Consider the following 24,950-nt stretch of genomic DNA (forward strand, 5'->3'; position numbering starts at 1 on the left):
GTGCCCACCAGGGAGCAGACCCGGCCCGTCTAGGAGGTTCGGGCGTGGCCCTCGTGGTCCAGAAGTACGGCGGATCGTCGCTGGAAAGTGCCGACCGGATCAAGCGCGTCGCGGAACGGATCGTCGCCACCAAGAAGGCGGGCAACGACGTCGTGGTGGTCTGCTCGGCGATGGGTGACACCACCGACGAGCTGCTCGACCTGGCTCAGCAGGTCAACCCGGCGCCGCCGGAGCGGGAGATGGACATGCTGCTCACCGCCGGTGAGCGCATCTCGAACTCGCTGGTCGCCATGGCCATCTCGGCCCAGGGCGCGGAGGCGTGGTCGTTCACCGGGTCGCAGGCCGGCGTCGTCACGACGTCGGTGCACGGGAACGCGCGCATCATCGACGTCACGCCGAGCCGCGTCACCGAGGCGCTCGAGCAGGGTTACGTCGCGCTGGTGGCGGGCTTCCAGGGCGTCGCGCAGGACACCAAGGACATCACGACGCTGGGCCGCGGCGGCTCGGACACCACCGCCGTCGCGCTGGCCGCCGCGCTGAACGCCGACGTCTGCGAGATCTATTCCGATGTGGACGGTGTGTACACCGCCGACCCGAGGGTGGTGCCGGACGCGCGCAAGCTCGACACCGTCACCTACGAAGAGATGCTCGAGCTGGCCGCGAGCGGGTCGAAGATCCTGCACCTGCGTTCGGTCGAGTACGCGCGCCGCTACGGCGTCCCGATCCGTGTCCGCTCTTCCTACAGTGACAAGCCGGGCACCACGGTGACCGGTTCTATCGAGGAGATCCCCGTGGAACAAGCCCTGATCACCGGTGTGGCGCACGACCGCTCCGAGGCCAAGATCACGGTTACCGGCGTGCCGGACACCGCCGGTGCGGCGGCCCGGATCTTCCGCGTGATCGCCGACGCCGAGATCGACATCGACATGGTGCTGCAGAACGTCTCCAGCACGGTGTCCGGTCGCACGGACATCACGTTCACGCTGTCGAAGGCCAACGGCGCCAAGGCCGTCAAGGAACTGGAGAAGGTCAAGGCGGAGATCGGCTTCGAGTCGGTGCTCTACGACGACCACGTCGGCAAGGTCTCGCTGGTCGGCGCCGGGATGCGGTCGCACCCGGGTGTCACGGCGACGTTCTGCGAGGCGCTGGCCCAGTCCGGCGTCAACATCGAAATCATCAACACCTCCGAGATCCGCATTTCGGTGCTGATCCGGGACGCCCAGCTCGACGAGGCCGTGCGCGCGATCCACGACGCCTTCGAGCTCGGCGGCGACGAAGAAGCTGTTGTCTACGCGGGGAGTGGTCGCTGATGGCGGACGGGCTGCGGATCGGGGTGGTCGGCGCGACCGGCCAGGTCGGCGCGGTGATGCGCAAGCTGCTGGCGGAGCGGGAGTTCCCGGTCGCCGAGCTGCGGTACTTCGCTTCGGCGCGCTCGGCGGGGTCGACCCTGCCTTGGCGCGACGGCGAAATCACCGTCGAGGACGCGACGACGGCGGATCCGTCCGGGTTGGACATCGCGCTGTTCTCGGCGGGCGGGTCGACGTCGAAGGCGCAGGCGCCGCGGTTCGCCGAGGCGGGGGTGACGGTGATCGACAACTCCTCGGCGTTCCGGATGGACCCGGACGTGCCGCTGGTCGTCAGCGAGGTCAATCCCGAGGCCATCAAGGAGGCGCGGAAGGGGATCATCGCGAACCCCAACTGCACCACCATGGCCGCGATGCCGGTGCTGAAGCCGTTGCACGACGAGGCCGGGCTGGTCCGGCTGGTCGCGTCGACGTACCAGGCGGTGTCCGGCAGCGGGCTCGCCGGTGTGGACGAGCTGGCCGGGCAGATCAAGGCCGGCGCCGAGCACGCCGCGCTGCTCACCCACGACGGCGGGGCGATCGAGTTTCCGGCGCCGGACAAGTACGTCCGCCCGATCGCGTTCAACGTCCTGCCGATGGCCGGGTCCATTGTGGACGACGGTGAGCTCGAGACGGACGAAGAGAAGAAGTTCCGCAACGAGAGCCGCAAGATCCTGAGCATCCCGGGTCTCGGCGTGTCCTGCACCTGCGTGCGCGTGCCGGTGTTCTCGGGGCACTCGATCTCGGTCAACGCCCAGTTCGAGCGCGCGCTGACGGTCGAGCGCGCGACCGAGCTGCTGGCGCACGCGCCGGGTGTCGAGCTGTCCGACGTCCCGACCCCGCTGCAGGCGGCGGGCAACGACCCGAGCTACGTCGGCCGCATCCGCGTCGACCAGGGTGTCGAGGGCGGCCGCGGGCTGGCGCTGTTCATCTCCAACGACAACCTCCGCAAGGGCGCGGCGCTCAACACCGTGCAGCTCGCGGAGCTGGTGGCGCAGCAGCTCTGAGCCGAACCCGCCCGGCCCCGGACACCCGGGGCCGGGCGGGTTCATTTCCTGGGCTTCTTCTGCCGGGGCTGGATCGGCGGCAGGCCGAACGCCGTCCGCAGCTCCGGCTTCTGCAGCGGCCGCAGCACGGCCATCATCAGCCCGCCCCACACGAACAGCCCGACCGGCGTTCCGGTGGACCCGCCGGCCGACGAGCTCTGCACGAGGCTCACGACCAGGCCGACGAGCAGCACCGCGATGAACGCGCATTCCAGCCAGACGACCGTGAAGATGATCTTGCGTTCGCGCCGGCTCAGCAGCGCGCTGAACACCACGAGGGTGACGAGCAGCGCCGAGTTCACCGACACGACCACCAGCGGCCAGGTGACGTCAGTGCCGTCGTCCACGCTCGCCGCCAGTGACCAGACGAAGACGGCGAGGGCCAGGTAGAGCACGGCCTGGGCGGCGATCGCGAGCCGCATCGACCTGATCCCGCGCCGCACCTCCCGGTCCGCGTTTTCGCCGGACACCGGCAGCGGCCGGTAGGCGCTCGATTCGGTCACGGGACCACCTCTCCGAACACGGCAGCAACCGGCCAAGGGGAGCACGGGTGCCCGGGGACCGGTCCCCTCACGCGTCCCTGGCCGCCTTCCGGCACGCCTGGGCTCGCAATGCCGCGAACTGCTTCACGGGCTTCGCAGAGCGCTTGACGTCGGTGTCGAAGTTCCAGACATGACCGTCGGCGTGGCCGCCGAGCCGCCGGAACTGGGCGACGGCTTCGTCGTGCCGGCCGTTGTGGTGCAGCGCGTAGATCGCGTAGCCGCGGTCTTCCCGGGTAGCGGGGTGCTCGGCGCCTTCGCCGTCCAACCAGGGCAGAGCTGTTTCGAGGGCCTCCCGGACGTACCGGCTGCGCCAGATCGGGTTGCCCTCCATGGCCATTTCGAAGGCCGCGTGCAGAGGCAGTGGCGTCAGCGACGGCGCGAAAGCCGCGGCGCCGGCGGCGAAGTCGAGCAGGCGTTCTTCGGTGCCGTGCCACTTCGGGCACCAGTACTGCAGGGCGCGGTTGTGGCCGATGCGGTGGGCGGGCGCGCGGACGAGCAGACCCGACCAGATCCCGTCGAAGGGCTGGTACCGGACATCGAGCCCCCGGCAGACGGTGACGAGGGTCGCCCAGGGTGTCGGATCGGCTCCGGCGAGTTCGGCCGCCTTCCAGGCGGTGTCGCGGGCGTGGTCCAGCAGCTGGTAGAAGGGCCCGAACTGCTGCCGGCTGGTGTGCCGGCCGCGTGCGGAGCCCCGGCGCTGCCAAGCCAGGGCGACGAAGGTCTCCGCCTGCACGACGGCGGCGTCGGGATCGCCGTCCCGCTCGGCGAGCCAGTCGCGCAACCACTGGCGTTCGGTCGTGGCGGTGGTGGCGAGTGCGCTGATGACGGCGGTGCGCCGGTCCCAGTCACCGTTCAGGGTGGCGACGAGCGCGGCGGCGGGGTGCCAGTCCCCGGCCAGCGCGGCGGAAACGGCGGCGGCGAGGCCGGGCTCGCCGAAATGCGGCTCGGTGCTGAGCTCCGCGTCCGGAACCATTCCCCGGGCAGCGGCCGCGGGGCCGGGCAGCAGGCCCATGTCCGTTCTCCTCCACAGTGGACTGCCGGAAATCGCCTTGTCCGATTTCCGGCCAAGAGGGATCCTAAGCCCCGCAACCAGTTCCAGGGGAGGAAACCATGTACACCGCCGTCGACGGCGCGCGTGTCCCGATCCGGATGTGGGCGGACCCCGCGTCCGTCGAAGACCAGGCCATGCGGCAGCTGCACAACGTCGCCAACCTGCCGTGGGTGCACGGGGTCGCCGTGATGCCCGACGTGCACTACGGCAAGGGCGCGACCGTCGGCAGTGTCATCGCCATGCGTGACGCCGTTTCGCCGGCCGCCGTCGGGGTCGACATCGGGTGCGGGATGAGCGCCGTCCGGACGTCGCTCGGCGCGAGCGATCTGCCCGACGACCTCGGGAAGCTGCGCCGGCGGATCGAAAGCGCCGTCCCGGTGGGCTTCGGCCTGCACAAGACGCCGGTGAACCCGGCCAAGGTGCACGGCGTCGGCGGCTGGGACGCGTTCTGGAAGGGCTTCGGCGAGCTGCACAGCGGCGTCCAGGAGCTGCACGACCGGGCCGCGCGCCAGATCGGGAGCCTCGGCGGCGGGAACCACTTCATCGAGGTCTGCCTCGACGACGAAGGCCGCGTCTGGCTGATGCTGCACTCGGGTTCGCGCAACATCGGCAAGGAGCTGGCGGAGCGGCACATGGCCGTGGCGCGGAAGCTGCCGCACAACGCCGACCTGCCGGACCGCGACCTCGCGGTGTTCGTCGCGGGCACGCCGGAGATGCGGGCGTACCGGCGTGACCTCTTCTGGGCGCAGGACTACGCGGCGCGCAACCGCGCCACGATGGTCGCGCTCGTGAAGCAGGCGCTGGCCGACGTCGTGCCGGGGACGGCCTTCGACGACGCGATCTCGTGCCACCACAACTACGTCGCCGAAGAGACGTACGACGGGGTCGAGCTGCTGGTCACCCGGAAGGGCGCGATCCGCGCCGGATCGGGTGACCTGGGGATCATCCCGGGCAGCATGGGGACCGGTTCGTACATCGTGCGCGGGCTCGGGAACGACTCGTCGTTCCAGTCGGCGTCGCACGGCGCCGGGCGCCGGATGTCGCGGAACAAGGCCAAGAAGCTGTTCACGGCCGACGACCTCGCGGCGCAGACGGCCGGCGTCGAGTGCCGCAAGGACTCGGGTGTGGTCGACGAGATCCCGGCGGCGTACAAGGACATCGATTCGGTGATCCGCGCCCAGACGGACCTGGTCGAGGTGGTGGCGCACCTCAAGCAGGTCGTCTGCGTGAAGGGCTGAGCCGGTACCTTGGCGACATGACGAGGGGTGGAACGACGGCCGCGCTGCTGGCCGGGGCCGCACTGCTGCTGAGCGGGTGCGACCAGGTCGGCAACGCGGTCGGCCAGGGGGCGGACACGGCGAACAAGGTCAGCGCGTGCACCGAGGCGCTCGGGCTGGCGGACCTGAACCCGCTGGTCGACCCGGCCAAGCTCAAGGCGCGGGCCGAGGACAAGGAAAAACGGCTGCGCGAGCTGGCCGGGAACGTCCAGGACCAGGACGTCAAGAACGCGCTCTTCGGCATGGCCGACTCCTACGTCGAGGTGCAGAAGGAACGCATCGAGGACGCCGGCGTCGTCGCCCAGTGGGTGCAGCGCAACGTCAAGAAGCTCGACGCCCTGCGCGCGGCCTGCGGCTAGTTGCAGCTCTCGGCCAGCGCCGGCGCGGGGTCCGCGACCGGCTCCGGGGCCCGCCGGTGCAGCAGGCCGGCCGACGCGATCAGCAGGCCGCCGAGGCCGGCCGCAGCGAAGCCCCACGCCGGGCTCGAGTGGTCGATCGCGAAGCCGACCACCGGGCTGCCCAGCGCCAGGCCGAGCCGGGTGGAAGCGTCCTGCAGGCCCATCGCCTCGCCGCGCACCCGCGGCGGGGCGATCCGGCTGACCGTCTCGGTGGTCGCCGCCAGCGTCGGCGCGCAGACCAGGTTCGTCGGGATCAGCACCAGCATCAGCAGCCACCACGGCTGGTCGGCCAGCCCGACCGGCACCACCAGCAGCGCGAGCAGCAGCATCAGCAGACCCTGCGGCAGTGACCGCTTGACGGCGCCGTGCACGATGCCGCCGAGGATGGACGCGGCGCACATCACCGCGATGACCAGGCCGGTCACCCCGAGGTCGCCGTTCGCGCGCAGCGCCGCGAGCGTCGCCAGCTCTGTGCCGACCAGCACGAACAACGCGCCGGCGGCGATCAGCAGCGTCGCCACCAGCCGGCCGGTGAGCCAGCTCCGCAGCGGCGGGCGGGCGGTCTCGGCGAGCGGGTCGGTCACCGCCTCCCGGATCGGCGGGTTCACCAGCCAGATCAGGAACGCCGTGCCGCCGAACAGCACGCCGAGCGCGCTGAGCGTCCAGGTCGGGGAGAACGACGTGATCGCCGCGATGCCGGCCGCGGGGCCGATCATGAACGTCGCTTCGATCGAGATCGTGTCGAGCGAGTACGCCGCCCGTCGCTCCGAAACCGGGACGAGCGCGGCCAGGATCTGCCGGGCGAGCGAGCCCGCCGGCACCGAGAGCATCCCGGCCGGGATCGCGACGGCGGCGAGCACCTCGTACGGCAGGTGCGGCGCGGCGATCCAGAACACCGTGGTGCCGATGCCGCAGACGGCGACGATCGGGCGCAGGCCGTACCGGTCGAAGCAGCGGCCGAGCAGTGGCGCGCCGAGCGCCATCCCGAGGGTGACCCCGGCGCCGACCAGCCCGGCGGCGCCGTAGCCGCGGCCGAGCCCGGTGACGATGTAGAGCGTCATCAGGACGCCGTTCATGGTCATCGGCAGCCGGGCCAGGAACATCAGCGCCATCGTCGACGGGACTCGGGGAACGGACAGGACCCGGCGGTACGGCTGCAGAGGCACGCCTTCGATGAGAACCCAAGGTGGTACGCGCGTGCAAGTTATTTCCCCGGTCATCGGGCCTGGCGCCAAGAAATTTTGAGAGCTACTCTCATTTGGTAGTAACTATCAATTGGGGGTCGCTATGACACAGCTCTATCCCCGCAGGTGGTGGGCGCTCGGCGCGCTCGCGGTGAGCCTGCTGACCGTCGGGCTCGACCTGACCGTGCTGAACGTCGCCGTGCCGACGCTGGCCGTCGACCTCGGCGCCACGACCACGCAGCTGCAGTGGTTCGGCAACGCCTACACGCTGGCGCTGGCCGCGCTGCTGCTGCCGGCGGGCCTGCTGGGCGACCGGTTCGGCCCGAAGAAGCTGCTGCTCGGCGCGCTGGTCGTGTTCGGGCTGGCCTCGCTGGGGTGCGCCTACGCGAGCTCGCCGGGCCAGCTGATCGCCGCCCGGGTGGTGCTCGGCGCCGGGGCCGCGTTCCTCATCCCGCTGTCGCTTTCCCTGCTGAACGTCCTGTTCCCGCCGGAGGAGCGGGCGAAGGCGCTGACGACGTGGGTGATGGCGACGTTCGCCGGTATCCCGCTCGGGCCGCTGCTCGGCGGCTGGCTGCTCGACCACTTCGCGTGGGGCTCGGTGTTCCTGATCAACGTGCCGCTGACCGTGGTCGGCCTGGCCGCCGTGCTGTTCCTGGTGCCGCTGACGCGGGGCTCGGGCCGGGGCGCGATCGACTTCGCGGGCATCGCGCTCTCGGCGGCCGGGCTGGTCGCGCTCACCTACGGGTTCGTCAACGCCGGTGAGCACGGCTGGGCCGACCCGGTCACCTACGGCCTGCTCGCGCTCGGCGCCGTCCTGCTCGCGGTGTTCTGCCGGGCGCAGACGCGGGTGGCCGCGCCGCTCGCCGACCTCGCGCTGTTCCGCGAACCGCGGTTCGTCTGGGGCGCGGTGCTCGCGACCATGGCGTCCTTCGCGCTGATGGGCCTGATGTTCGTGCTGCCGCAGCTGTTCCAGGCGGTGCAGGGGGCCGACGCGCTGCAGACCGGGGTCCGGCTGCTGGCGCTGATCGGCGGGATGCTCGTGGCGGCGAAGGTCGCCGAGAAGCTCGTCGCCGCGTTCGGGGTGCGCGGGGTGGTCACTGGCGGGTTCGTGCTGCTCGCGGGCGGGCTGGCCTGGGGCTCGCCCCGCCCTTCCCTGGGGGGCGTCCCCGCTCCAGTGTATCGGCGACGGGTGACAAAACCGGCGAATTGTGGCTCGGGCGCCGGAGTTGTCCACATCGATCCCGAGCTGTGGACAATTCTCGGCAGGTCCGCGGCGGCCGCCGACGAGCACGCCCGCGCCGAGTGTTGCCAATGACCCATTCGGGACGCCAGACGTCCCGAATGACCCATTCGCGACGCTGGGCTCGCCGCCGACGCAGCCCGCGGCAGCGCGTCGGGCGCGGTGGCCGTGGCGGAGAAGCTGCACCTGCCCGCGCTCGCCGGCTCCGCGCGGGCCGCGTTCACCGACGGCATGGCCGTGACGCTCTGGGTGTGCGCCGGGCTGGGCCTGGCCGCGGCCCTGCTCGCGCTGCTGTTCCTGCCCGGGCGGACGGCCGGGGGGACCCAGCCGCGAGAATCGGAGCATGACCTCGTCGCCGGCTGAGCCGCAAGGACTGCGCGAACGGAAGAAGGCCAGGACGCGGGCCGCCATCCAGCGGCACGCGTTGCGGCTGTTCCACGAGCAGGGGTACGCCGCGACGACCGTCGACCAGATCGCGGCCGCGGCGGAGATCTCGCCGAGCACGTTCTTCCGGTACTTCGCGACGAAGGAAGCGACGGTGCTGTACGACCCGTTCGACCCGGTGCTGATCGCGGCCGCGCTCGCCCAGCCGGCCGAGCTCAGCCCGATCGGCGCGCTGCGCGCGACGGCGGACACCATCCGGGAGCAGATCTCCGCGGCGGACTGGGCCCGCGAACGCGAGCGGCAGCTGCTGGTGTTCCGCGAGCCGGACCTGCGCAGCGCGATCATGGACCAGTTCGCGGCCGGGATCGACCTGCTGGCCGACCTCGCGGCCCGCCGCACCGGCCGTGACCCCGGCGAGTTCGAGGTGCGGAACTGGGCGGGCGCGGTGGTCGGGGTGGTCATGGCGGCGTTCCTCGGCGCGGCGGCGGACCCCGACGCCGACACGCTCGTGGTGTTCGACCGGGCGCTGGCCCACCTGGAAACCGGCGTGACGCTCTGAGTGCTCGTCCGCTTCGGCGCTTTTACCGGAATTGAATTCGCGTTTTCCGTCCGGCCGGTGCGAACCTTGTGGGTGGCGGTGCGAGCGTGGGGGACGCCCTGTCTGGAGCAGTCCCGACACGCGGTCCGACGGAGTGATGAAGCTAAATGATCACCGTTTACACCCGCGTGGGTGACCGAGATGCTCCACAGTGGACGGCTGTCACCAGCGGTGACGATCGGACTCGCTGTTGATGATCTTCAGGGGGACGGGCAAGGTTTCGACGTTAATCAATTGCGGGCGAGTTCGCTTCCTCCGCATCCGGCACGTAAGGGTTAGAAATCCTCCCTAACCGGTGATCGGGTGGCTTATCTCCGATACGGCGGGTATCGATTTAACGCGTCAGGTCTCCCGAGGCCAGGAGGTAGGAAATGAAAGGCAAGTTCGGGCGGTCCATCGCCCTGGTAGCCGCCGGCAGTCTGCTGGCGGTCGCGACGGCGGGGATCGCTTCGGCGAGCCCGGACGGGGGCAAGGGTTCCTCCAGCACCCAGGCTCTCGCCGCACAGGTGCTCCAGATGCGAGACGACCTGACCAAGGTGGCTTACGCGGGCAACGTCGGCGCCACGCGGTCGGATCTCGGTCAGATGAGCCCGGTGATGGCGGACATCGCCGCCGGCAAGCGCTACACGGTCCAAACCGACACCGAGCAGCTCGCCGGCCTGGCCAAGGGCCGCGCCGACGAGTCCACCCGGCTGCTCACCGACCCGACGGCCAAGGCGCGGCAGCTGCCGCCGCTGCCGTTGCCGATCCCGTCGCTGCCGGACCTGCCGGGCCCGCTGAAGATCGTCAGCGACCTGGTGAAGGCCCTGCTCGCCGCGGTCACCGGCATCCTCGGTGGCCTGCTCGGCGGCCTTCCGGTGCCACCACTGCCGGTCCCGCCGCTGCCCGCACCGGCGGCCTGATCCCGGCACAGTGAAACAGGGGGGCCCGGAGCCCGGTCGCGGACATTTCTCCGCGCCGGGCTCCGGGTCGTTTCGGGCAGGGAGGCTCGGGTTGCGCGGCTCCGGGGTCGTTTCGGTGCGGAGGCTGGGGCTGCGCCGCTCGCCGGGGCCCGGGGTCGGTGCCTGGTTGGCCGCCGCTCGGCCCGGTGCTGGTTGCTGCCGCCCGGGGTTGGTGCCTGGTTCGCCGCCGCCGAGGCCCGGCGCCGGTTGCCGCTGCCCGGGCTCGGTGCCCGGTTTCGCCGCCGCCCTGGCACGGGTGCCGGTCGCCGCTGCCCGGGTTCAGTGCGGTTCGTCGCCGCCCCGGTCGGGCGCCGATTTGCCGCCGCCCCGGCCCGGTGCCTGGTTCGCCGTCCGGGCTCGGCGCGGTTCGCAGCCGCCGCTCCGGCCCGGCGCCGGTTGCCGCCGCCCAGGCTCAGCGCGGTTCGCGGCCGCCGCCCCGGCCGGCGCCGGCCCGCCACTGCCCTCGCGCCGATCCGCCGCTTCTGCCCCCGACTACGTCCGAGCGAGGCCCTGCCGCAGCGCGCCGGCCATCTCGGCCAGCGCTTCCCGGAACCGGCTGCCGACCCCGGTGAAGTTGATGAACCCATGAATCAGGTCCTCGTGCCGCCGCAACGCCACATCCACGCCGGCCGAGGCGAGTTTCTTCGCGTACGCCTCGCCTTCGTCGCGCAGCGGGTCGAACCCGGCCGTGACGACCAGGGCCGGCGGCAGGCCGCTCAGGTCGTCCGCGCACAGCGGGGACAGGCGCGGGTCGGCCAGGTCGGTGTCCTCGGGCACGTAGTGGCCCTCGAACCACTTCATGTGCACGTCGGTGAGGAACAGGTCCTCGGCGAACAGGTCCTGCGAGCGGTAGCGCCGCGTGAAGTCCGTCGCCGGGTAGATGAGCAGCTGGAACGCCGGCGCCGGTCCGCCGCGGCGGACCGCCTGCTGGGCCGTCACCGCGGCCAGGTTGCCGCCCGCGCTGTCCCCGCCGACGGCGATCCGCGCCGGGTCGGCGCCGAGGTCGCCCGCCTTCGCCACCGCGTACTCGAACGCCGCCAGCGCGTCCTCCGTGGCCGCCGGGAACGGGAACTCCGGCGCCAGCCGGTATTCGATCGACAGCACCCGCACCCCGGCGTGCTTGGCCAGGAAGCGGACGGCGTTGTCGTGGCTCGCGCGGGTGCCGATCACCCAGCCGCCGCCGTGGAAGAACACCAGCAGCGGTGACTTCTCGGGCAGCCCGACCGGCGTGTAGAGCGTCGCCGGCAGATCGCCGTCCGGGGTCGGGACCGCGATCTCCCGCACCGAAACCGGCTCGATCGTCTTGCCGCTGACCAGGTGCCGTCCGACGTCGAGGAGCGCGCGCGACTTCTCGACCGAGCCCTGCACCAGCTCGGCGCCGGAGAGCTTCTGCAGCCGGAGCAGCAGCTGGGCGTCGAGCGCGAGGTCCTGGCCGTCGAGGCGCACCGCGCGGCCCGCGACGGCTCGCCGCACCGGTGTGGGCAGCCAGAACGCGAGCTGGGACGCGGCCGCCTGGACGCGGACCGGGAGCGGGATGGCCATGGTTCCTCCTGAGCTTCGACGCCGCCCAGGACGTTACTTGTCAGTAGGTAACAGGTCCAGCTGTGACCAGGACCTCCGTCCCAGAGACTGGTCCTCCAGTTAACTGGAGGGGTTAGCCTGGAAAGCGTGACTTCAGCCAGGACGGTCAACGTGCTCGGGATCGGCGGCTCTCTGCGCGAGGGCTCCCAGTCCGAACGCGCGTTGCAGATCGCGCTCGCCGCCGCGGCGGAAACCGGCGTCCGGACCCGGCTGCTCACCGGGCCGGAACTGGTGCTGCCGTTCTACGACGCCGGCGAGCCGGAACGCGACGAACGCGCGACCCGCCTCATCGAGGCGATCCGGCAGGCGGACGGCCTGATCGTCGTCTCGCCGGGTTACCACGGCGCGCTGTCCGGGCTGGTCAAGAACGCCCTGGACTACGTCGAGGACCTGCGCGACGACACCCGGCCCTACCTCGACGGCCGCGCGGTCGGCCTGGCCGCCGTCGCGTACGGCTGGCAGGCGGCGGTGACAACCCTCGAGCAGCTGCGCACGATCACGCACGCGCTGCGCGGCTGGCCCACCCCGCTGGGGGGCTCCATCAACTCCGCCGAGACCAAGTTCGACGACGGCGGCGGCGCGTCCGACGAGAAGAGCGTCCGCACCCTCCGCCTGATCGGGCGCCAGGTCGCGGAGTTCGCGGTGACGCGCGCCGCGTGAAGTTTCCGCCGGAGGCCGCCGGGTAACCGGACCACGTGATGCCTGCCATGTGGGGGCACCGTTCCGCGGGTGCGGGATGTTGTGCCCAGTGAGACGCTCGCTGTGGAGCGTCCCCGGACAGAAGGCAGGCAGAGCATGGGTCAGGCGATCTACACGGCGGTGGCGACGGCGCGCGGCGACGGCCGCAACGGCGAGGTGACCTCCTCGGACGGCGTCATCGACGAGTCCCTGGCCATCCCGAAGGAGATGGGCGGCCCGGGCGGGGACAAGACCAACCCGGAGCAGCTCTTCGCCGCCGGTTACTCGGCCTGCTTCCACAGCGCGTTGCAGCTGGTCGCGCGCCAGGCCAAGGTGACGCTGAACGACTCGACCGTCACCGCCGAGGTCAGCGTGCTCAAGCAGGACGTCGGGTTCGGCCTCGGGGTCGCGCTGAACGTCTCGCTGCCGGGCCTCGAGCAGGCCCAGGCCGACCAGCTCGTCGAGCAGGCCCACCAGGTCTGCCCCTACTCGAACGCGACCCGCGGGAACATCGAGGTCGCGCTCTCCGCCACCGTCTGACCCCCTCGGGCCGGCACGAAGGAAGGATCACCGCCAGATGAGCAAGTCTCCGATCAAGAGCCCGCTTTCCGAGGCCGACAAGGAGATCACCGGCAACGCCCTGCAGGCGACGCTGGTGGACCTGGTCGACCTTTCGCTGATCGCCAAGCAGGCGCACTGGAACGTCGTCGGCTCGAACTTCCGCAGCGCGCACCTGCAGCTCGACGAGCTCGTGAACACCGCGCGCCAGTACGTCGACGAGGTCGCCGAGCGCGCCAACGCCATCGGCGTCTCGCCGAACGGCAAGGCGAAGACCGTCGTCGAGAGCTCGGGCGTGCCCGAGTACCCCGACAACTGGCAGTCCGTGGAGTCCACGGTCGCCGCGATCGTCGACATCCTCGCGGTGCTCATCGAGCGGCTGCGCGCCCGCATCGACGAAACGGACAAGAGTGACCTCGTGACGCAGGACCTGCTGATCGAGATCACCCGCGCGCTCGAAGAGGCGCACTGGATGTGGCAGGCCCAGCAGGCTTGATTTTTCGCGCGAAAGGGGTCGTTCCGGACGGGACGGCCCCTTTCGCGTTGCCGGGCTCAGTACGTTCGGGGGCATGGTCTTGCATCAGGGGAAAACCGGCCGCCCGGACCGCGCCGGCGGCACGAACCCGCTCTACGCCGGGGCGAACCCGGCCTTGGCGGCGGGGTTCGTCATGCCGCACGACAAGCTGCGCGACGACCCGTTGCCGCCGGACACGGCGCTGCAGCTGGTGCGCGACGAGCTGATGCTCGACGGCAACGCGCGGCTCAACCTCGCCACGTTCGTCACGACGTGGATGGAGCCGCAGGCGCGTGAGCTGATGGCCGAGTGCGTCGACAAGAACATGATCGACAAGGACGAGTACCCGCAGACGGCCGAGCTGGAGCGCCGTTGCGTCAACATCCTCGCCGACCTGTGGCACGCGCCCGACCCCACCGGGATCATGGGCTGTTCGACGACCGGTTCGTCCGAAGCGTGCATGCTCGCCGGGATGGCGTTGAAGCGGCGCTGGTCCAAGCTCGGGCGCACCGGGAAGCCGAACCTGGTGATGGGCGCGAACGTCCAGGTGTGCTGGGAGAAGTTCTGCGAGTACTGGGAGGTCGAGCCGCGGCTGGTGCCGATGGACGGCGACCGGTACCACCTCACGGCCGACGAAGCCGTGGCCCGGTGTGACGAGAACACGATCGGCGTGGTCGCGATCCTCGGGTCCACTTTCGACGGCAGCTACGAGCCGGTCGCGGAGATCACCGCGGCGCTGGACGCCCTGGAGTCGCGGACCGGGTGGGACATCCCGGTGCACGTCGACGGCGCCTCGGGCGCGATGATCGCGCCGTTCCTCGACCCGGACCTGGTGTGGGACTTCCGGCTGCCGCGGGTGGCGTCGATCAACACGTCGGGCCACAAGTACGGGCTCGTGTACCCGGGTGTCGGCTGGGTGATCTGGCGCGACCAGGCCGCGCTGCCGTCCGAGCTGGTGTTCAACGTGAACTACCTGGGCGGCGACATGCCGACGTTCGCGCTGAACTTCTCGCGCCCGGGCGCCGAGGTTGCGGCCCAGTACTACACGTTCGTCCGGCTCGGCCGCGAAGGGTTCCGCGCAGTGCAACAGGCTTCGCGCGACGTTGCGACGCACCTGTCGTCGGGGATCTCGGAACTGGGGCCGTTCTCGCTGCTGACCCGCGGGGACCAGTTGCCGGTGTTCGCGGTGACGACCCGCGCGGACGCCGGCTTCGACGTCTTCGACGTGTCACGGCGGCTGCGCGAGCGCGGCTGGCTCGTGCCCGCGTACACGTTCCCGGCGAACCGGACGGATCTGGCGGTCCTGCGGATCGTCGTCCGCAACGGCTTCACGCACGACCTCGCGGACCTGCTGCTGGGGGACCTGGCTCGGGTGGTCGCGGATTTGGAGAAGGAAGGCGGCCACCCGACAAAGGCGACCGCTTTCCATCACTAACGCCAGGACTTGGCGCGGGCGTACTGGTTCGGCCAGGGGACATCCGCCCCGAGGACGTTCGCCGCGCGCAGGGGCCAGTGTGGGTCGCGCAGCAGGGCGCGGGCCAGGAACACCGCGTCCGCTTCGCCTTTCTCGATGATCTCCTCCGCCTGGTGCGGGTCGGTGATCATGCCGACCGCGCCGGTCGGGAGGCCCGCCTCGGTGCGGATGCGCTCGGCGAACGGCACCTGGTAACCCGGGCCCACCGGGATGTCCGGGTTCGGGGTGTTGCCGCCGGACGACGTGTCGACCAGGTCGATCCCGCGCTCGGCCAGGAGCTTCGCGAGCCGGACGGACTCGTCGAGCGTCCAGCCGCCCTCCGTCCAGTCGGTGGCGCTCAGCCGGGCGAAGAGGGGGACGTCCGTCGTCGCGCGGACGGCGTCGGCGATCTCGAGGGCCAGCCGGGTGCGGCCCTCGAAGTCGCCGCCGTAGCGGTCGGTGCGGGTGTTCGACAGCGGGGACAGGAACTGGTGGACCAGATAACCGTGGGCGAAGTGCAGCTCGAGCAGGTCGAACCCGACGTCGACGGCCCGCTTGGCCGCTTCGGCGAAGGCCGCGGGGAGCGCGCCGACCTCGTCGGTGGTCAGCGGCCGCGCGGGGGCGTAGGCGCCGAAGGGCTGCGCGTCGGCGCCGACGCTCTGCCAGCCGCCGTCCTGCGTCGCGACGCTGCCGGTGCCTTCCCACGGCCGCTGCGCCGAGCCCTTGCGGCCGGCGTGGCCGAGCTGCATGCCGATGGCCGTGCCCTGGCCGTGCACGAAGTCGACGACGGTCCGCCACGCGTCGGCCTGGGACTGGTTCCAGATCCCGGTGTCCTGCGGGCTGATCCGGCCTTCCGGGACCACCGCGGTCGCCTCGGTCATGACGAGCCCGGCGCCGCCGGTGGCGAACTGGCCCAGGTGGACGAGGTGCCAGGCGCCGGGCACGCCGTCGGTCGCGGAGTACTGGCACATCGGCGACACCCAGGCGCGGTTCGGCAGGGTCAGGCCGCGGACGGTGATGGGGCTGAAGAGTCGGCTCACCTCTCGATCAACGGCACGTGCCCGCCGTCTCTTCCCGTCGCCAGGGCGGGTACCGGCGAGTAACGTCGACCACATGGGTGTCGCTGCTGACGAACGCCAGGCGTTGAGCTCGCTCTTCGAAGACCTCGGGCCCGACGCGCCGACTTTGTGCGAAGGCTGGACCACGCGGGACCTCGCCGCGCACCTCGTCGTGCGTGAGCACCGGCCCGACGCCGCGCCCGGGATCATGGTGCCCGCGCTCGCCGGGTACACGCAGAAGGTCCAGGACCGCTACGCCGCGAAGCCGTGGGGCGTCCTGGTCGAGCAGGTCCGGCGGGGCCCGTCGAAGTTCTGGCCCACCTCGATCGGCCCGCTCGACGAGCTGACCAACGGCGCGGAGTTCCTCGTCCACCACGAAGACGTCCGCCGTGCGCAGCCGGACTGGAAGCCTCGCCCGGCCGACCCCACCCGGGACGCCACGGCGTGGCGCTCGGCGAAGGGCGCCGCGAAGCTCAACCTCCGCAAGTCGCCGGTCGGCGTCACCCTCCGGACCACGGACGGCCAGGAGGCCGCGGTCAAGACCGGGCCCGACCCGGTGACGGTGGTCGGCGACCCGGTCGACCTGCTGCTGTTCGTCTTCGGCCGCGACGCCGTGAACCTCGACTTCCGGGGTGACCCGGCCGCGGCCGCGAAGCTTCAGGCGGTCAAGCGGGGGCTCTAGGCTGTGCGCCATGCCGATGATCAGTGTTTCGATGTTCCCCGGCCGCACGCCCGCGCAGAAGAGCGCCCTGGTCAGGGAGCTGACCGACGCCTTCATCCGCACCTGCGGCGGCAAGCCCGAGGGGGTCCAGGTGACGCTCGTCGAGATCGGCGCGGACCACTGGGCCACCGGCGGGGTCCTGCACTCCGAACGCTGACCCGCCGGGAGGCCGCGCGGCCTCCCGGCGAGTGCGTCAGCGCAGGCCGAGCGCCCGCTGGGCGAAGTTGACCTCGATCGAGGTCTGCTTGATCGTCTCGGCGATCACCAGCGAGCCGTGGCCGGCGTCGTAGCGGTAGAACTCGTGGTGCAGCTCGCGGCCGCCGAGGCGGTCGAGGTAGTTCTCGATCTGCCGGATCGGGCAGCGCGGGTCGTTGTCGCCGGCCAGCACGAGCACCGGCGCCGTCACGGCGTCGACGTACGTGATCGGCGAGCACTCCTGGTACACCGCCGGCACCTCCTCCGGCGAACCGCCGAAGAGCGCGCGGTCGAACGAGCGCAGCTGCTCCATCTCGTCCTCGTACGCGGCGACGTAGTCCGCCACCGGCACCCCGGCGACGGCCGCCGCCCAGCGCGTCGGCTGCGTGCCGATCGCCAGCAGCGACAGGTAACCGCCCCACGAAGCGCCGTTCACCACGCACTTCTTCGGGTCGCTGAGTCCACTTTGGACGGCCCAGTCGTGCACCGAGGCGACGTCTTCCAGCTCGGTCAGCCCGGGCCGGCCTTCGATGGCGTCGCGCCAGGCCGAGCCGTAGCCGGTCGAGCCGCGGTAGTTGACCTCGACCACGGCGAACCCGGCGTCGAGCCAGGTGGCGCGGTAGGCCGAGAAGCGGTCCTCGTCCGCCGCGTGCGGGCCGCCGTGCAGGGAGAACACCGTCGGCAGCGGGCCTTCCGGCGCGCCCGACGGCCGGGAGACCAGCGCGTGGATCCGGCCGCCGACCCCTTCGACAAACGCGTCGGTGATCGGCTCGGATCCCGGCGCGCGCTCGCCCGGCGGCTCGAGCAGCACGGAGTCCGTGCCGTCGGTGGTCCGGGCGCGGACCGCGGCCGGCTCGGCGGCGCTCGACCACGAGTACTCGACGGTGCCGTCCGGGCGGACGCCGGCGCCGCCGATCCGGCCGGCCGGGGTGTCCACAGAGGACAGCTCGGCGGTGTCGAGGTCGTAGCGGTACAAGGAACTGCGGCCCTCGTGGAAGTGCACGACGAGCAGGGCGCGCGCGTCCGGGTACCAGCCCGCGACGACCTCGCCGGGCAGGTCGAGCTCGAGCTCCGTCTCGGTGTCCTCGCGGACGTCCCAGACGAGCAGCTCTTCACGGCCCCGGCGTTCGTGCAGCACCAGCAGGCGCTGGTCGCCGGGCAGCGGGGAGAACTCGAGGGCGGTCAGGCCCTTGCCCTCGCCGTCCCACTTCTCGGAAACGGTGCCGAACCCGTCGGTCGCGAGCACCCGCAGCGCGGGGTGGCGCGAGTCGCCGTGTTCGGAGTGGGAGATCGCGATGAGGCTCTCGTCGCGCGAAAGCGACGCGATGCCGGCGTCGTCCGCGTGGTTGTAGAAGCGGTGCGTTTCGCCGTCGATCCGGGCGAAGAGCTCACTGCCGTCGTCGGTCGAGACGCCGATCGCGACGAGCTTCGCGCCGATCTCGAGGCCGGCCGGGTAGCCGTCGTGGACGTCCGGCACGGCCTTCTCGGGCTTGCTGCCCTCGGTCGCGGCGAACGGCTCGCGCACCCACGAGCCGAACTCGTCGCCGTCGGTGTCGTCGAACCACCAGATCCACTCGCCGTCCGGGGACGGGGTCGAGTGCATGGTGCCGTTGGGCCGGTCGGTGACGCGGCGGTGCTCCCCGGTCGCGCGGTCCCAGGCGTAGACCTCCCAGACACCGCTGGAGTTGGAGACGTAGACGTTGGAGTCGGGGGCGTCGCGAGCCCAGTCGGGCACGGAGATGCGCGGGGCGTGGAAGCGGGCGCGCCAGCGGGTTTCGGCTTCGGCCTCGTCGAACAGCCGGTCCGGGACCACCGCGGGCGGATATTGGTTGGCTGACTGCGTGCTCACCCCTCGATCCTGCCACCTTCTGGCCGTACTGTGTGCGGGGTGCTGGAGGGTTACGCGCCGGGCTACGGGCGAGACGCGGTTTCGATGATGTCCGCGCGCACCGCCGCGGAGCGCGCGACGTTCGCGCAGCCCCTGTTCACCCCGGGCGCCTGGGTGGTCGACCTCGGCTGCGGCCCGGGCTCGATCACGCTGGGGCTCGCGGCGGAGTCCCGCGTGGCGGGCGTCGACCTCGACGCGGGCCAGGTGGCGATGGCCCGCGCGCTGGCCCGCCGCGCCGGCCGGTCCACAGTGGACTTCCTGGTGGCGTCGGCCTACGACCTCCCGTTCGCTTCCGCGAGCGTGGACGTGGCGTTCTCCCACGCGTTGTTCGAGCACCTGGCCCGCCCCCTGGACGCGCTGGCGGAGCTCCACCGGGTCCTGAAACCGGGTGGCCGCCTCGCTCTGTCCACTTCGGACTGGAGCAAAGCCCGGATCCGCCCCAAGACAGCAAACGTGGACGCGGCGTTGAGAGGGCACTATTTGTTGCGCCGCCAGGCAGGCGGAAACCCGTTCGCCGGCCGAGTGATAGCGGACCAATGTACCCAAGCAGGCTTCACCGAGGTGGTCTCAAGAGCGCGTTACCGCGAAGACATGAGCTACCGGGACCTGGCGAAGTACGTGGAAGCACGCCTGGAGGCAGCGATCGCGGAACCGGGCCGCGACCGGGACCAGCTGGCGAGCGCGGCGCGTTCGGCCTGGATGTGGACCCGCGGCGGCGACGGCGACTTCACCCAATGCTGGGTCGAGGTGACGGCGACCCGCTGACCCCCTCCGGAAACCAGAAGAGCCGGTGTCCGAAGACACCGGCTCTTACTCGTCGGGGTGGCGGGATTCGAACCCACGACCTCCTCGACCCGAACGAGGCACGCTACCAAGCTGCGCCACACCCCGAGGTACTGCTTAACGGGTCGTGGAGAAGTCTAGCGGACGGTGTCGCGGGCTTTTCGGCGGGCCGCCTTACGCGGTTCCCCGGCCCCCGACCCGCGCGGGACCAGCGTCAACAGGCTGGCTTCCGGTGGGCACGCGAACCGGGCCGGGGCCCACGGCGACGTCCCCAAGCCGGCCGAGACGTGCAGCCACATGTGGGCTCCCCAGCGGGACGCGCCGCGGGCGCGGGTGCGATCCAGCTCACAGTTGGTGACCAAAGCGCCGTAACCCGGGAGCCGGAGCTGGCCGCCGTGGGTGTGGCCCGCCAGGACGAGGTCGTAACCGTCCGTGGCGAACGTGTCGAGCACCCGCGGCTCCGGTGAGTGCGTGACGCCGATGCGGACGGCCGCGCCGGAGTCGGCCGGGCCCGCGATGTCGGGGTAGCGGTCGCGGCGCAGGTGCGGGTCGTCGACGCCGGCCGCGAAGACCGCCTGGCCGCCGACGTCGATCGTGCGGCGGACGTGGGTCAGGTCCGTCCAGCCGTGCTCGACGAACGCCGCGCGCAGGTCGCGCCAGGGCAGCTGGACGCCGTGGATGCGCTTCTTCTTGCCCTTCGGCATCAGGTACCGGGCCGGGTTCTTGGGCTTCGGCGCGTAATAGTCGTTGCTGCCGAAGACGAACACGCCGGGCCGGTCGAGCAGCGGGCCGAGCGCCCGGAGCACCGACGGGACGGCCTGCCGGTGGGAAAGGTTGTCGCCGGTGTTGACGACGAGGTCGGGTTCGAGCTCGTCGAGCGCGGCGACCCAGCGCTGCTTGCTGTGGTGGCTCGGCAGCATGTGCAGGTCCGAGACGTGCAGGATGGTGAACGGCCGCGACCCGGGCGCCAGCACCGGGAGCTGGGCGGTGCGCAGGGTCCAGTGACGCCGTTCGATGCCGACGGCGTAACCGAGCGTCGCGGCGCCGAGCGCCAGCGTCCCCGCGGCGAGGCGTGCCGCTTTCGCCCCCGACGTGGATTTGTTACTGAGCGTGCTCACGGGGTCCAGGATACGTGCTCAACGGTTGGATGACTTCGCCGCCGTTAAGGGGAACCTCTTGATTAGCATTTGCGTCGGCCCGTAGACGGGAAGCAAGCCGGGGGGCTTGGGGAGAACGATGGAGCAGTTCGGGCCGTACCGGATCGAGGGCCTGCTGGGCCGCGGTGGCATGGGCGAGGTCCACCGCGCCTACGACACGGCGCACGACCGCGTCGTCGCGCTGAAGCTGTTGTCCGGACCGAACGCGGCGGACGAGGGCTTCCGCGCGCGCTTCCGCCGTGAGTCGCAGATCGTCGCGCGGCTGCGCGAGCCGCACGTGATCCCCATCCACGCGTACGGCGAGATCGACGGGCAGCTGTACCTCGACATGCGCCTCGTCGAGGGCAAGGACCTGAAGGAGCTGCTCGAGGACGGGCCGCTGCCGCCGGAGCGGGCCGCCGGCATCGTCGAGCAGGTCGCGGGCGCGCTCGACGCCGCGCACGAAGACGGCCTGGTGCACCGGGACGTCAAGCCGTCCAACGTGCTCGTCACGAGTGCCGATTTTGTGTACCTCGTGGACTTCGGCATCGCGCGGTCGATGACCGCCGAAGGCACCTCGATCACCGGCACCGGCAACGTGATCGGCACGCTCGACTACATGGCGCCGGAACGCTTCGGCGACGCGCCGATCACCGGGCTCGTCGACGTCTACGCGCTCGCGTGTGTCCTTTTCGAATGCCTGACCGGCAGCCGCCCGTTTCCGGCCGAGGGCGCGGCCGCGCAGATGGGCGCGCACCTGACCGCGTCACCGCCCGTGCCGTCGCAGGTGCGGCCGGGCCTGCCGCCCGCCCTGGACGCCGTGGTGGCACGCGGGATGGCGAAGAAGCCGGCGGACCGCTACCCGACGGCGGCCGCGCTGGCCGACGCCGTCCGGGCCGCGGTGAAAGCGCCGGCCGCTCCGCACCCGACGTGGCAGAAGACGCTGCCCGCGCCGGCCTGGCAGCCGACCCGGCCGGGGCCGCCGCCCACCCTGGCCGCTCCTCCGCCCATGACACCGCCGCGGGCGACGCCGGTCCCGACCGGGCCGTATGGTCCGCCGACCGGGGCGTACACGGGCCCGCCCGCGCCCGGCAAGGTCGCCCCGGCCGCGCCGAAGTCCCAGCGCAACCGCTGGGTCGCCGTGTGCGGCGTCTTGGCCGGGATCGTGGTGGTCGCGCTGGTGGTGACGTACCTGGTGACGAAGGGCCGGACGTCGCAGACGGGCAGCCCGACGACGCCCCCGCTGGTGCCCGCGACCGTCACCGAGGGGTCGGCCCCGCCGCCGACGACGTCGAGCCCGCCACCGTCCACTTCGGAGACCAAGCCGGCGCACGACGAGAAGCTGTACGCCGCGCTTCCGGCCATCTACAAGCAGTACTCGTGCGTCGACGCGGCCGTGCCCGCCGGCGCGGCCGCCGCGGTGGAGTGCCAGGGCTCGAACGTCGGGGACATCAAGTCGGGCAACGTGGTGTTCCCGGAGCCGACCGGCGCGCGCTTCCTCCGCTTCGCCGACGCGGCCGCGATGGACGCGTTCTTCCAGAGCATCGTCAAGGCGCAGGGCCTCACCCGCAACGACGCGCAGGGAGCGTGCCGGCCCGAGAAGTACCCGAAGATCTGGGGCACGTACTACCGCGCGGCGGCCCCGAAGCCGGGTGAGTACCTGACGTGCTTCGTCGGCAGCCCGTCCCAGTTGGTGTGGACGCAGCAGAACCTGGTGGCCGGCGTGCTGCTGTCGACCAAGGTGACGAACAACGCGGAGCTGGCCGACCTGTACGAGTGGTGGAACACCGGGATCCTGTCGGAGATGCCCGACAACTGACCCCGGAACGACCGGAGGGGGCCCGCGGGCCCCCTCCAGTCGTTGGCGCTACCGGCCGCCGCCCATGTACTGCGGGTCCGGTTGCGGGAGGTCCATTATCGGCTGGCTCGCGTCCATGATGTTCTTCATCGCGCCGAACCAGGTCCGGGCCGGGGCGTGGCCACCGAAGATGTTGCCGTCGCGGCCGCCGGGGCAGAGGCTGACCCGGCCCGGGCCGGCGTCGCAGATACCGCCTCGGCCGCCGCCGAACTTGAACGTCATCGCCGCGCCCGCCAGCTGGGGCGTGCCGCCGACGAACGTCGCCGAGACGTTGCCCTGCGTGGTGCCCGTCTTGCCGATGATCGGGCGGTCCCAGCCGGCGCTGTTGGCCGCCTGGAACGACGTGCCGCCGGGCTGGTCGTCCTTGCTCATGCCGACGGCGAGGGTGTTGGCCAGGCCCTCCGGCACGACCTGCTGGCACGCCGCTTCCTTGACCGGGACCGGTTTCCCGTTCCGGTCGGTGACGCCGGCGATCGGCGTCGGCGGGCACCAGACGCCGCCGGACAGGATCGTCGCCGCGACGTTGCCCAGCTCCAGGCCGCTCAGCGGGCTGAAGCCGAGCGTGAACGCGCCGTAGCCCGGGTTCTGCCCGTTGGGCCCGTAGACCTGGGCCTGGCTGAGCCGTTTGTTGTCGTCCGGGGACTTCGGGTCGACCGTGCCGCCGCCGGTCGTGCTCGCCATCGTGTCGCGCATGCCGAGCCGGCTGGCCATGTCGATGCCCGGCGCCGTGCTGCCGAGCCGGTCTTCCAGCTCGACGAACGTGGTGTTCGGCGACGTCGCGAGCGCGGTCTGGACCGTCGCGCCCTGGGCGACCCGGCTGTAGTCACCGGCGTTGCCCACGCAGTACCAGCGCGAGCGCAGCGGCGGCCCGGTCTGCGGGCAGCTGTTGCCACCACCGGTGAAGACGTGCGAGGTGTAGGAGTCGGGCACCTGCACCGGCGAGAAGATCCCGGTCACGCCCTTCTCGAGCGCCGCGGCGGTGGTGAAGATCTTGTACGTCGACCCCGCGCCGCCGGTGTTGTAGACACCCGCGGGCAGCGCGTACGTCGTCTGGCCGTCGTCCTGGTTCCCGCCGTAGTCGCGGTTGGCCGCGAGCGCGACCACCTCGTGCCGGTCCTTGCCCGGTTTCACCAGCGACAGCGTGTTCGCGATGTAGGGCTGGGTCTTCTTCACCTGCGCCTCGGCCGAGACCTTCGCCTCGTGGTTGGCGCGCTCGTCCAGCGTGCTCTTGATCGTGTACCCGCCGGTGTAGAGCTGGTCCTTCGTCATCCCGGACTTGATCAGGTAGTCCTCGACGTACTGGCAGAAGAACCCGGACTCCGGGCCCGCGCCGATGCAGTTGGCCGGCGGCTTGGCCGGGAAGTCCGGCACGACGCCCAGCGGCTCGCCCTTGAAGCGGTCGGCGTCGGCCTTCGCCAGCTTCTTGTTCTCGACCATCCGGTCGAGGACGATGTTGCGGCGCGCGGTGGCCTTGTCCGGGTGCTTCCACGGGTCGAAGGTGATCGGGTTGTTCACGAGCCCGGCCAGCAGTGCGGCCTGCGGAACGGTGAGCTTTTCCGGCGTCGTGTCGAAGTACGCGTGCGCGGCGGCGCCGATCCCGAAGATCTGCCGGGAGAATTCGACGATGTTCAGGTAACCGGCGAGGATCTGCTGCTTGCTCAGTTTCGTTTCGAGCTGGATCGCGATCCGCGCTTCCTTGAGCTTGCGGGCGACCGACTGTTCCTGGGCCTTCTTCTGCCCGACCTGGTCACCGCGGTAGACGACGTTGATCAGGTAGTTCTTGACGTACTGCTGCGTCAGCGTGGAAGCGCCCTGGGTGTCCGCGCCGGTGCTGTTGCTGACGGCCGCGCGCAGCGTGCCCTGCCAGTCCACCCCGTGGTGGTCGTAGAACCGTTTGTCCTCGACCGAGACCAGCGCCCACTTCATGGCTTCGTTGATCTGGTTCTCGGTGATCGGCAGCCGGTACTGGTCGTACAGGGTGGCGATCGGCTTGCCGCCGCTGTCGGTGACCGTCGTGACCAGGGGCGGAGGGATGTCGGCGAGGTCCGAAGACGTCTTCTCGACCGTCTCGCTGGCCTGGTTGGACATGACGCCGGCGGCCCCCACGACCGGGAAGAGCATGCCGGCGACGAGCACCCCCGCGAGCAGACAGAGGCCGATGAGCTTGAACAAACCATCCGCTTTTCGCACGGGGCCAGCCTACGCGGACGAGGTCAGGCCACGGTGACGCCCTGTCTCCACAAGTGTGAATTCAGTGACAAAACCGACCCCCTTCGGTGACATCTGGTAACGGAAGGCATCCTAGGTCTTGGCGGGGGGAACCGAGGGCCCCTACAGTCCGTCAACGTCTCACGAAGAAAAGCCGTCGGACGGGTTAGTGCGAGTGGGAGCTCGCTTGGCCCGAACGGCGGCACCGGCACCGGGGAGGTGCCCGGGTAACCGACGTGAGCAGAGGGAGACACGCTCGCGGGGGCAGGGAGCGCAGTGCCTTTCCCCGCTGGTGCGTCGAACACCAGGGTAGGG

Annotated in this window: 24 protein-coding genes and 1 tRNA gene; 16 read left to right on the top strand and 9 right to left on the bottom strand. The window is 71.2% G+C overall.

Translation table 11 applies throughout. The features are described 5' to 3' along the window. Positions 1-44 precede the first annotated feature (44 nt). Complete coding sequence (locus ACZ63J_RS23215; protein ID WP_465333968.1) at positions 45-1,310, top strand: aspartate kinase; 1,266 nt, start codon at positions 45-47, stop codon at positions 1,308-1,310. Continuing rightward, positions 1,310-2,350: an aspartate-semialdehyde dehydrogenase gene (locus ACZ63J_RS23220; protein ID WP_465403076.1), complete on the top strand. Its 1,041-nt coding sequence runs from the start codon at positions 1,310-1,312 to the stop codon at positions 2,348-2,350. Before ACZ63J_RS23215 ends, ACZ63J_RS23220 begins: the two co-directional genes overlap by 1 nt. 41 nt (positions 2,351-2,391) lie before the next feature. Here ACZ63J_RS23220 and ACZ63J_RS23225 read toward each other — a convergent pair whose 3' ends face one another. Further along, positions 2,392-2,892, bottom strand: a complete 501-nt coding sequence (locus tag ACZ63J_RS23225; RefSeq protein WP_465403077.1) for a hypothetical protein — start codon at positions 2,890-2,892, stop codon at positions 2,392-2,394. A 67-nt stretch (positions 2,893-2,959) separates the two neighbouring features. Continuing rightward, positions 2,960-3,943, bottom strand: coding sequence for a DUF4034 domain-containing protein (locus ACZ63J_RS23230; protein WP_465403080.1), 984 nt, complete (start codon positions 3,941-3,943; stop codon positions 2,960-2,962). A 98-nt stretch (positions 3,944-4,041) separates the two neighbouring features. Between ACZ63J_RS23230 and ACZ63J_RS23235 the strand changes: the two genes are divergently transcribed. Beyond that, entirely contained in the window at positions 4,042-5,220 is a 1,179-nt protein-coding gene (locus ACZ63J_RS23235; protein ID WP_465403082.1) for an RtcB family protein, read from the top strand. Positions 5,221-5,237: 17 nt separating this feature from the next. Next, the gene (locus ACZ63J_RS23240; protein ID WP_465403083.1) at positions 5,238-5,618 is read left to right on the top strand and encodes a hypothetical protein; all 381 of its coding nucleotides are present in this window, start codon (positions 5,238-5,240) and stop codon (positions 5,616-5,618) included. Here the strand turns inward: ACZ63J_RS23240 and ACZ63J_RS23245 are convergent. Further along, positions 5,615-6,760 carry an MFS transporter gene (locus ACZ63J_RS23245; RefSeq protein WP_465403117.1) on the bottom strand — a complete coding sequence of 382 codons (1,146 nt, stop codon included), beginning with the start codon at positions 6,758-6,760 and terminating at the stop codon, positions 5,615-5,617. The genes ACZ63J_RS23240 and ACZ63J_RS23245 overlap by 4 nt on opposite strands. A gap of 184 nt (positions 6,761-6,944) precedes the next feature. Here ACZ63J_RS23245 and ACZ63J_RS23250 point away from each other — a divergent pair, with 184 nt between their 5' ends. The 4 genes from ACZ63J_RS23250 (at position 6,945) to ACZ63J_RS23265 (ending at position 9,965) form a co-directional block, all read left to right on the top strand. Then, positions 6,945-8,156, top strand: coding sequence for an MFS transporter (locus tag ACZ63J_RS23250; protein WP_465403085.1), 1,212 nt, complete (start codon positions 6,945-6,947; stop codon positions 8,154-8,156). 93 nt (positions 8,157-8,249) lie between these two features. Then, entirely contained in the window at positions 8,250-8,444 is a 195-nt protein-coding gene (locus ACZ63J_RS23255; protein WP_465403087.1) for a hypothetical protein, read from the top strand. After that, complete coding sequence (locus ACZ63J_RS23260) at positions 8,425-9,024, top strand: acyl-CoA-like ligand-binding transcription factor (RefSeq protein ID WP_465403089.1); 600 nt, start codon at positions 8,425-8,427, stop codon at positions 9,022-9,024. The genes ACZ63J_RS23255 and ACZ63J_RS23260 overlap by 20 nt, the downstream gene beginning before the upstream one ends. Positions 9,025-9,434: 410 nt before the next feature. Further along, positions 9,435-9,965 (top strand): hypothetical protein, encoded by a 531-nt coding sequence (locus ACZ63J_RS23265; RefSeq protein ID WP_465403091.1) that lies wholly within the window; start codon positions 9,435-9,437, stop codon positions 9,963-9,965. Between the two features lie 531 nt (positions 9,966-10,496). On the opposite strand, the gene ACZ63J_RS23270 is transcribed toward ACZ63J_RS23265, so the two are convergent. After that, a complete protein-coding gene (locus ACZ63J_RS23270; RefSeq protein WP_465403093.1) occupies positions 10,497-11,546 on the bottom strand; it encodes an alpha/beta hydrolase in 1,050 nt (349 codons plus the stop codon). 126 nt (positions 11,547-11,672) lie between these two features. Between ACZ63J_RS23270 and ACZ63J_RS23275 the strand changes: the two genes are divergently transcribed. From ACZ63J_RS23275 to ACZ63J_RS23290, 4 genes are all read left to right on the top strand, one after another. Next, entirely contained in the window at positions 11,673-12,245 is a 573-nt protein-coding gene (locus ACZ63J_RS23275; RefSeq protein ID WP_465403095.1) for an NADPH-dependent FMN reductase, read from the top strand. A gap of 135 nt (positions 12,246-12,380) precedes the next feature. Next, entirely contained in the window at positions 12,381-12,803 is a 423-nt protein-coding gene (locus ACZ63J_RS23280) for an organic hydroperoxide resistance protein (RefSeq protein ID WP_465333986.1), read from the top strand. A gap of 37 nt (positions 12,804-12,840) precedes the next feature. Continuing rightward, a complete protein-coding gene (locus tag ACZ63J_RS23285; RefSeq protein ID WP_465403096.1) occupies positions 12,841-13,317 on the top strand; it encodes a Dps family protein in 477 nt (158 codons plus the stop codon). Positions 13,318-13,390: 73 nt separating this feature from the next. Next, positions 13,391-14,770, top strand: coding sequence for a glutamate decarboxylase (locus tag ACZ63J_RS23290; RefSeq protein ID WP_465403098.1), 1,380 nt, complete (start codon positions 13,391-13,393; stop codon positions 14,768-14,770). Here ACZ63J_RS23290 and ACZ63J_RS23295 read toward each other — a convergent pair. Next, a complete protein-coding gene (locus ACZ63J_RS23295) occupies positions 14,767-15,828 on the bottom strand; it encodes an NADH:flavin oxidoreductase/NADH oxidase (RefSeq protein WP_465403099.1) in 1,062 nt (353 codons plus the stop codon). The genes ACZ63J_RS23290 and ACZ63J_RS23295 overlap by 4 nt on opposite strands. Before the next feature lie 73 nt (positions 15,829-15,901). On the opposite strand from ACZ63J_RS23295, the gene ACZ63J_RS23300 reads away from it, so the two are divergent. Both ACZ63J_RS23300 and ACZ63J_RS23305 read left to right on the top strand, forming a co-directional pair. After that, the gene (locus ACZ63J_RS23300; protein ID WP_465403101.1) at positions 15,902-16,528 is read left to right on the top strand and encodes a TIGR03085 family metal-binding protein; all 627 of its coding nucleotides are present in this window, start codon (positions 15,902-15,904) and stop codon (positions 16,526-16,528) included. Positions 16,529-16,538: 10 nt separating this feature from the next. Continuing rightward, complete coding sequence (locus tag ACZ63J_RS23305) at positions 16,539-16,724, top strand: tautomerase family protein (RefSeq protein WP_465333990.1); 186 nt, start codon at positions 16,539-16,541, stop codon at positions 16,722-16,724. Positions 16,725-16,760: 36 nt separating this feature from the next. Here ACZ63J_RS23305 and ACZ63J_RS23310 read toward each other — a convergent pair whose 3' ends face one another. Next, positions 16,761-18,611 carry a S9 family peptidase gene (locus ACZ63J_RS23310; RefSeq protein ID WP_465403102.1) on the bottom strand — a complete coding sequence of 617 codons (1,851 nt, stop codon included), beginning with the start codon at positions 18,609-18,611 and terminating at the stop codon, positions 16,761-16,763. A 39-nt stretch (positions 18,612-18,650) separates the two neighbouring features. Between ACZ63J_RS23310 and ACZ63J_RS23315 the strand changes: the two genes are divergently transcribed. After that, positions 18,651-19,415: a methyltransferase domain-containing protein gene (locus ACZ63J_RS23315; protein ID WP_465333992.1), complete on the top strand. Its 765-nt coding sequence runs from the start codon at positions 18,651-18,653 to the stop codon at positions 19,413-19,415. A 52-nt stretch (positions 19,416-19,467) separates the two neighbouring features. Here ACZ63J_RS23315 and ACZ63J_RS23320 read toward each other — a convergent pair. Both ACZ63J_RS23320 and ACZ63J_RS23325 read right to left on the bottom strand, forming a co-directional pair. Further along, a tRNA-Pro gene (locus ACZ63J_RS23320) sits at positions 19,468-19,541 on the bottom strand. A 29-nt stretch (positions 19,542-19,570) separates the two neighbouring features. Next, complete coding sequence (locus ACZ63J_RS23325; RefSeq protein WP_465403104.1) at positions 19,571-20,551, bottom strand: metallophosphoesterase; 981 nt, start codon at positions 20,549-20,551, stop codon at positions 19,571-19,573. Positions 20,552-20,669: 118 nt separating this feature from the next. Between ACZ63J_RS23325 and ACZ63J_RS23330 the strand changes: the two genes are divergently transcribed. Next, entirely contained in the window at positions 20,670-22,388 is a 1,719-nt protein-coding gene (locus ACZ63J_RS23330) for a serine/threonine-protein kinase (RefSeq protein WP_465403106.1), read from the top strand. Positions 22,389-22,436: 48 nt separating this feature from the next. Here ACZ63J_RS23330 and ACZ63J_RS23335 read toward each other — a convergent pair whose 3' ends face one another. After that, complete coding sequence (locus tag ACZ63J_RS23335; protein WP_465403108.1) at positions 22,437-24,617, bottom strand: transglycosylase domain-containing protein; 2,181 nt, start codon at positions 24,615-24,617, stop codon at positions 22,437-22,439. Positions 24,618-24,950 lie beyond the last annotated feature (333 nt).

The organism is Amycolatopsis sp. NPDC104863 (assembly GCF_055582965.1).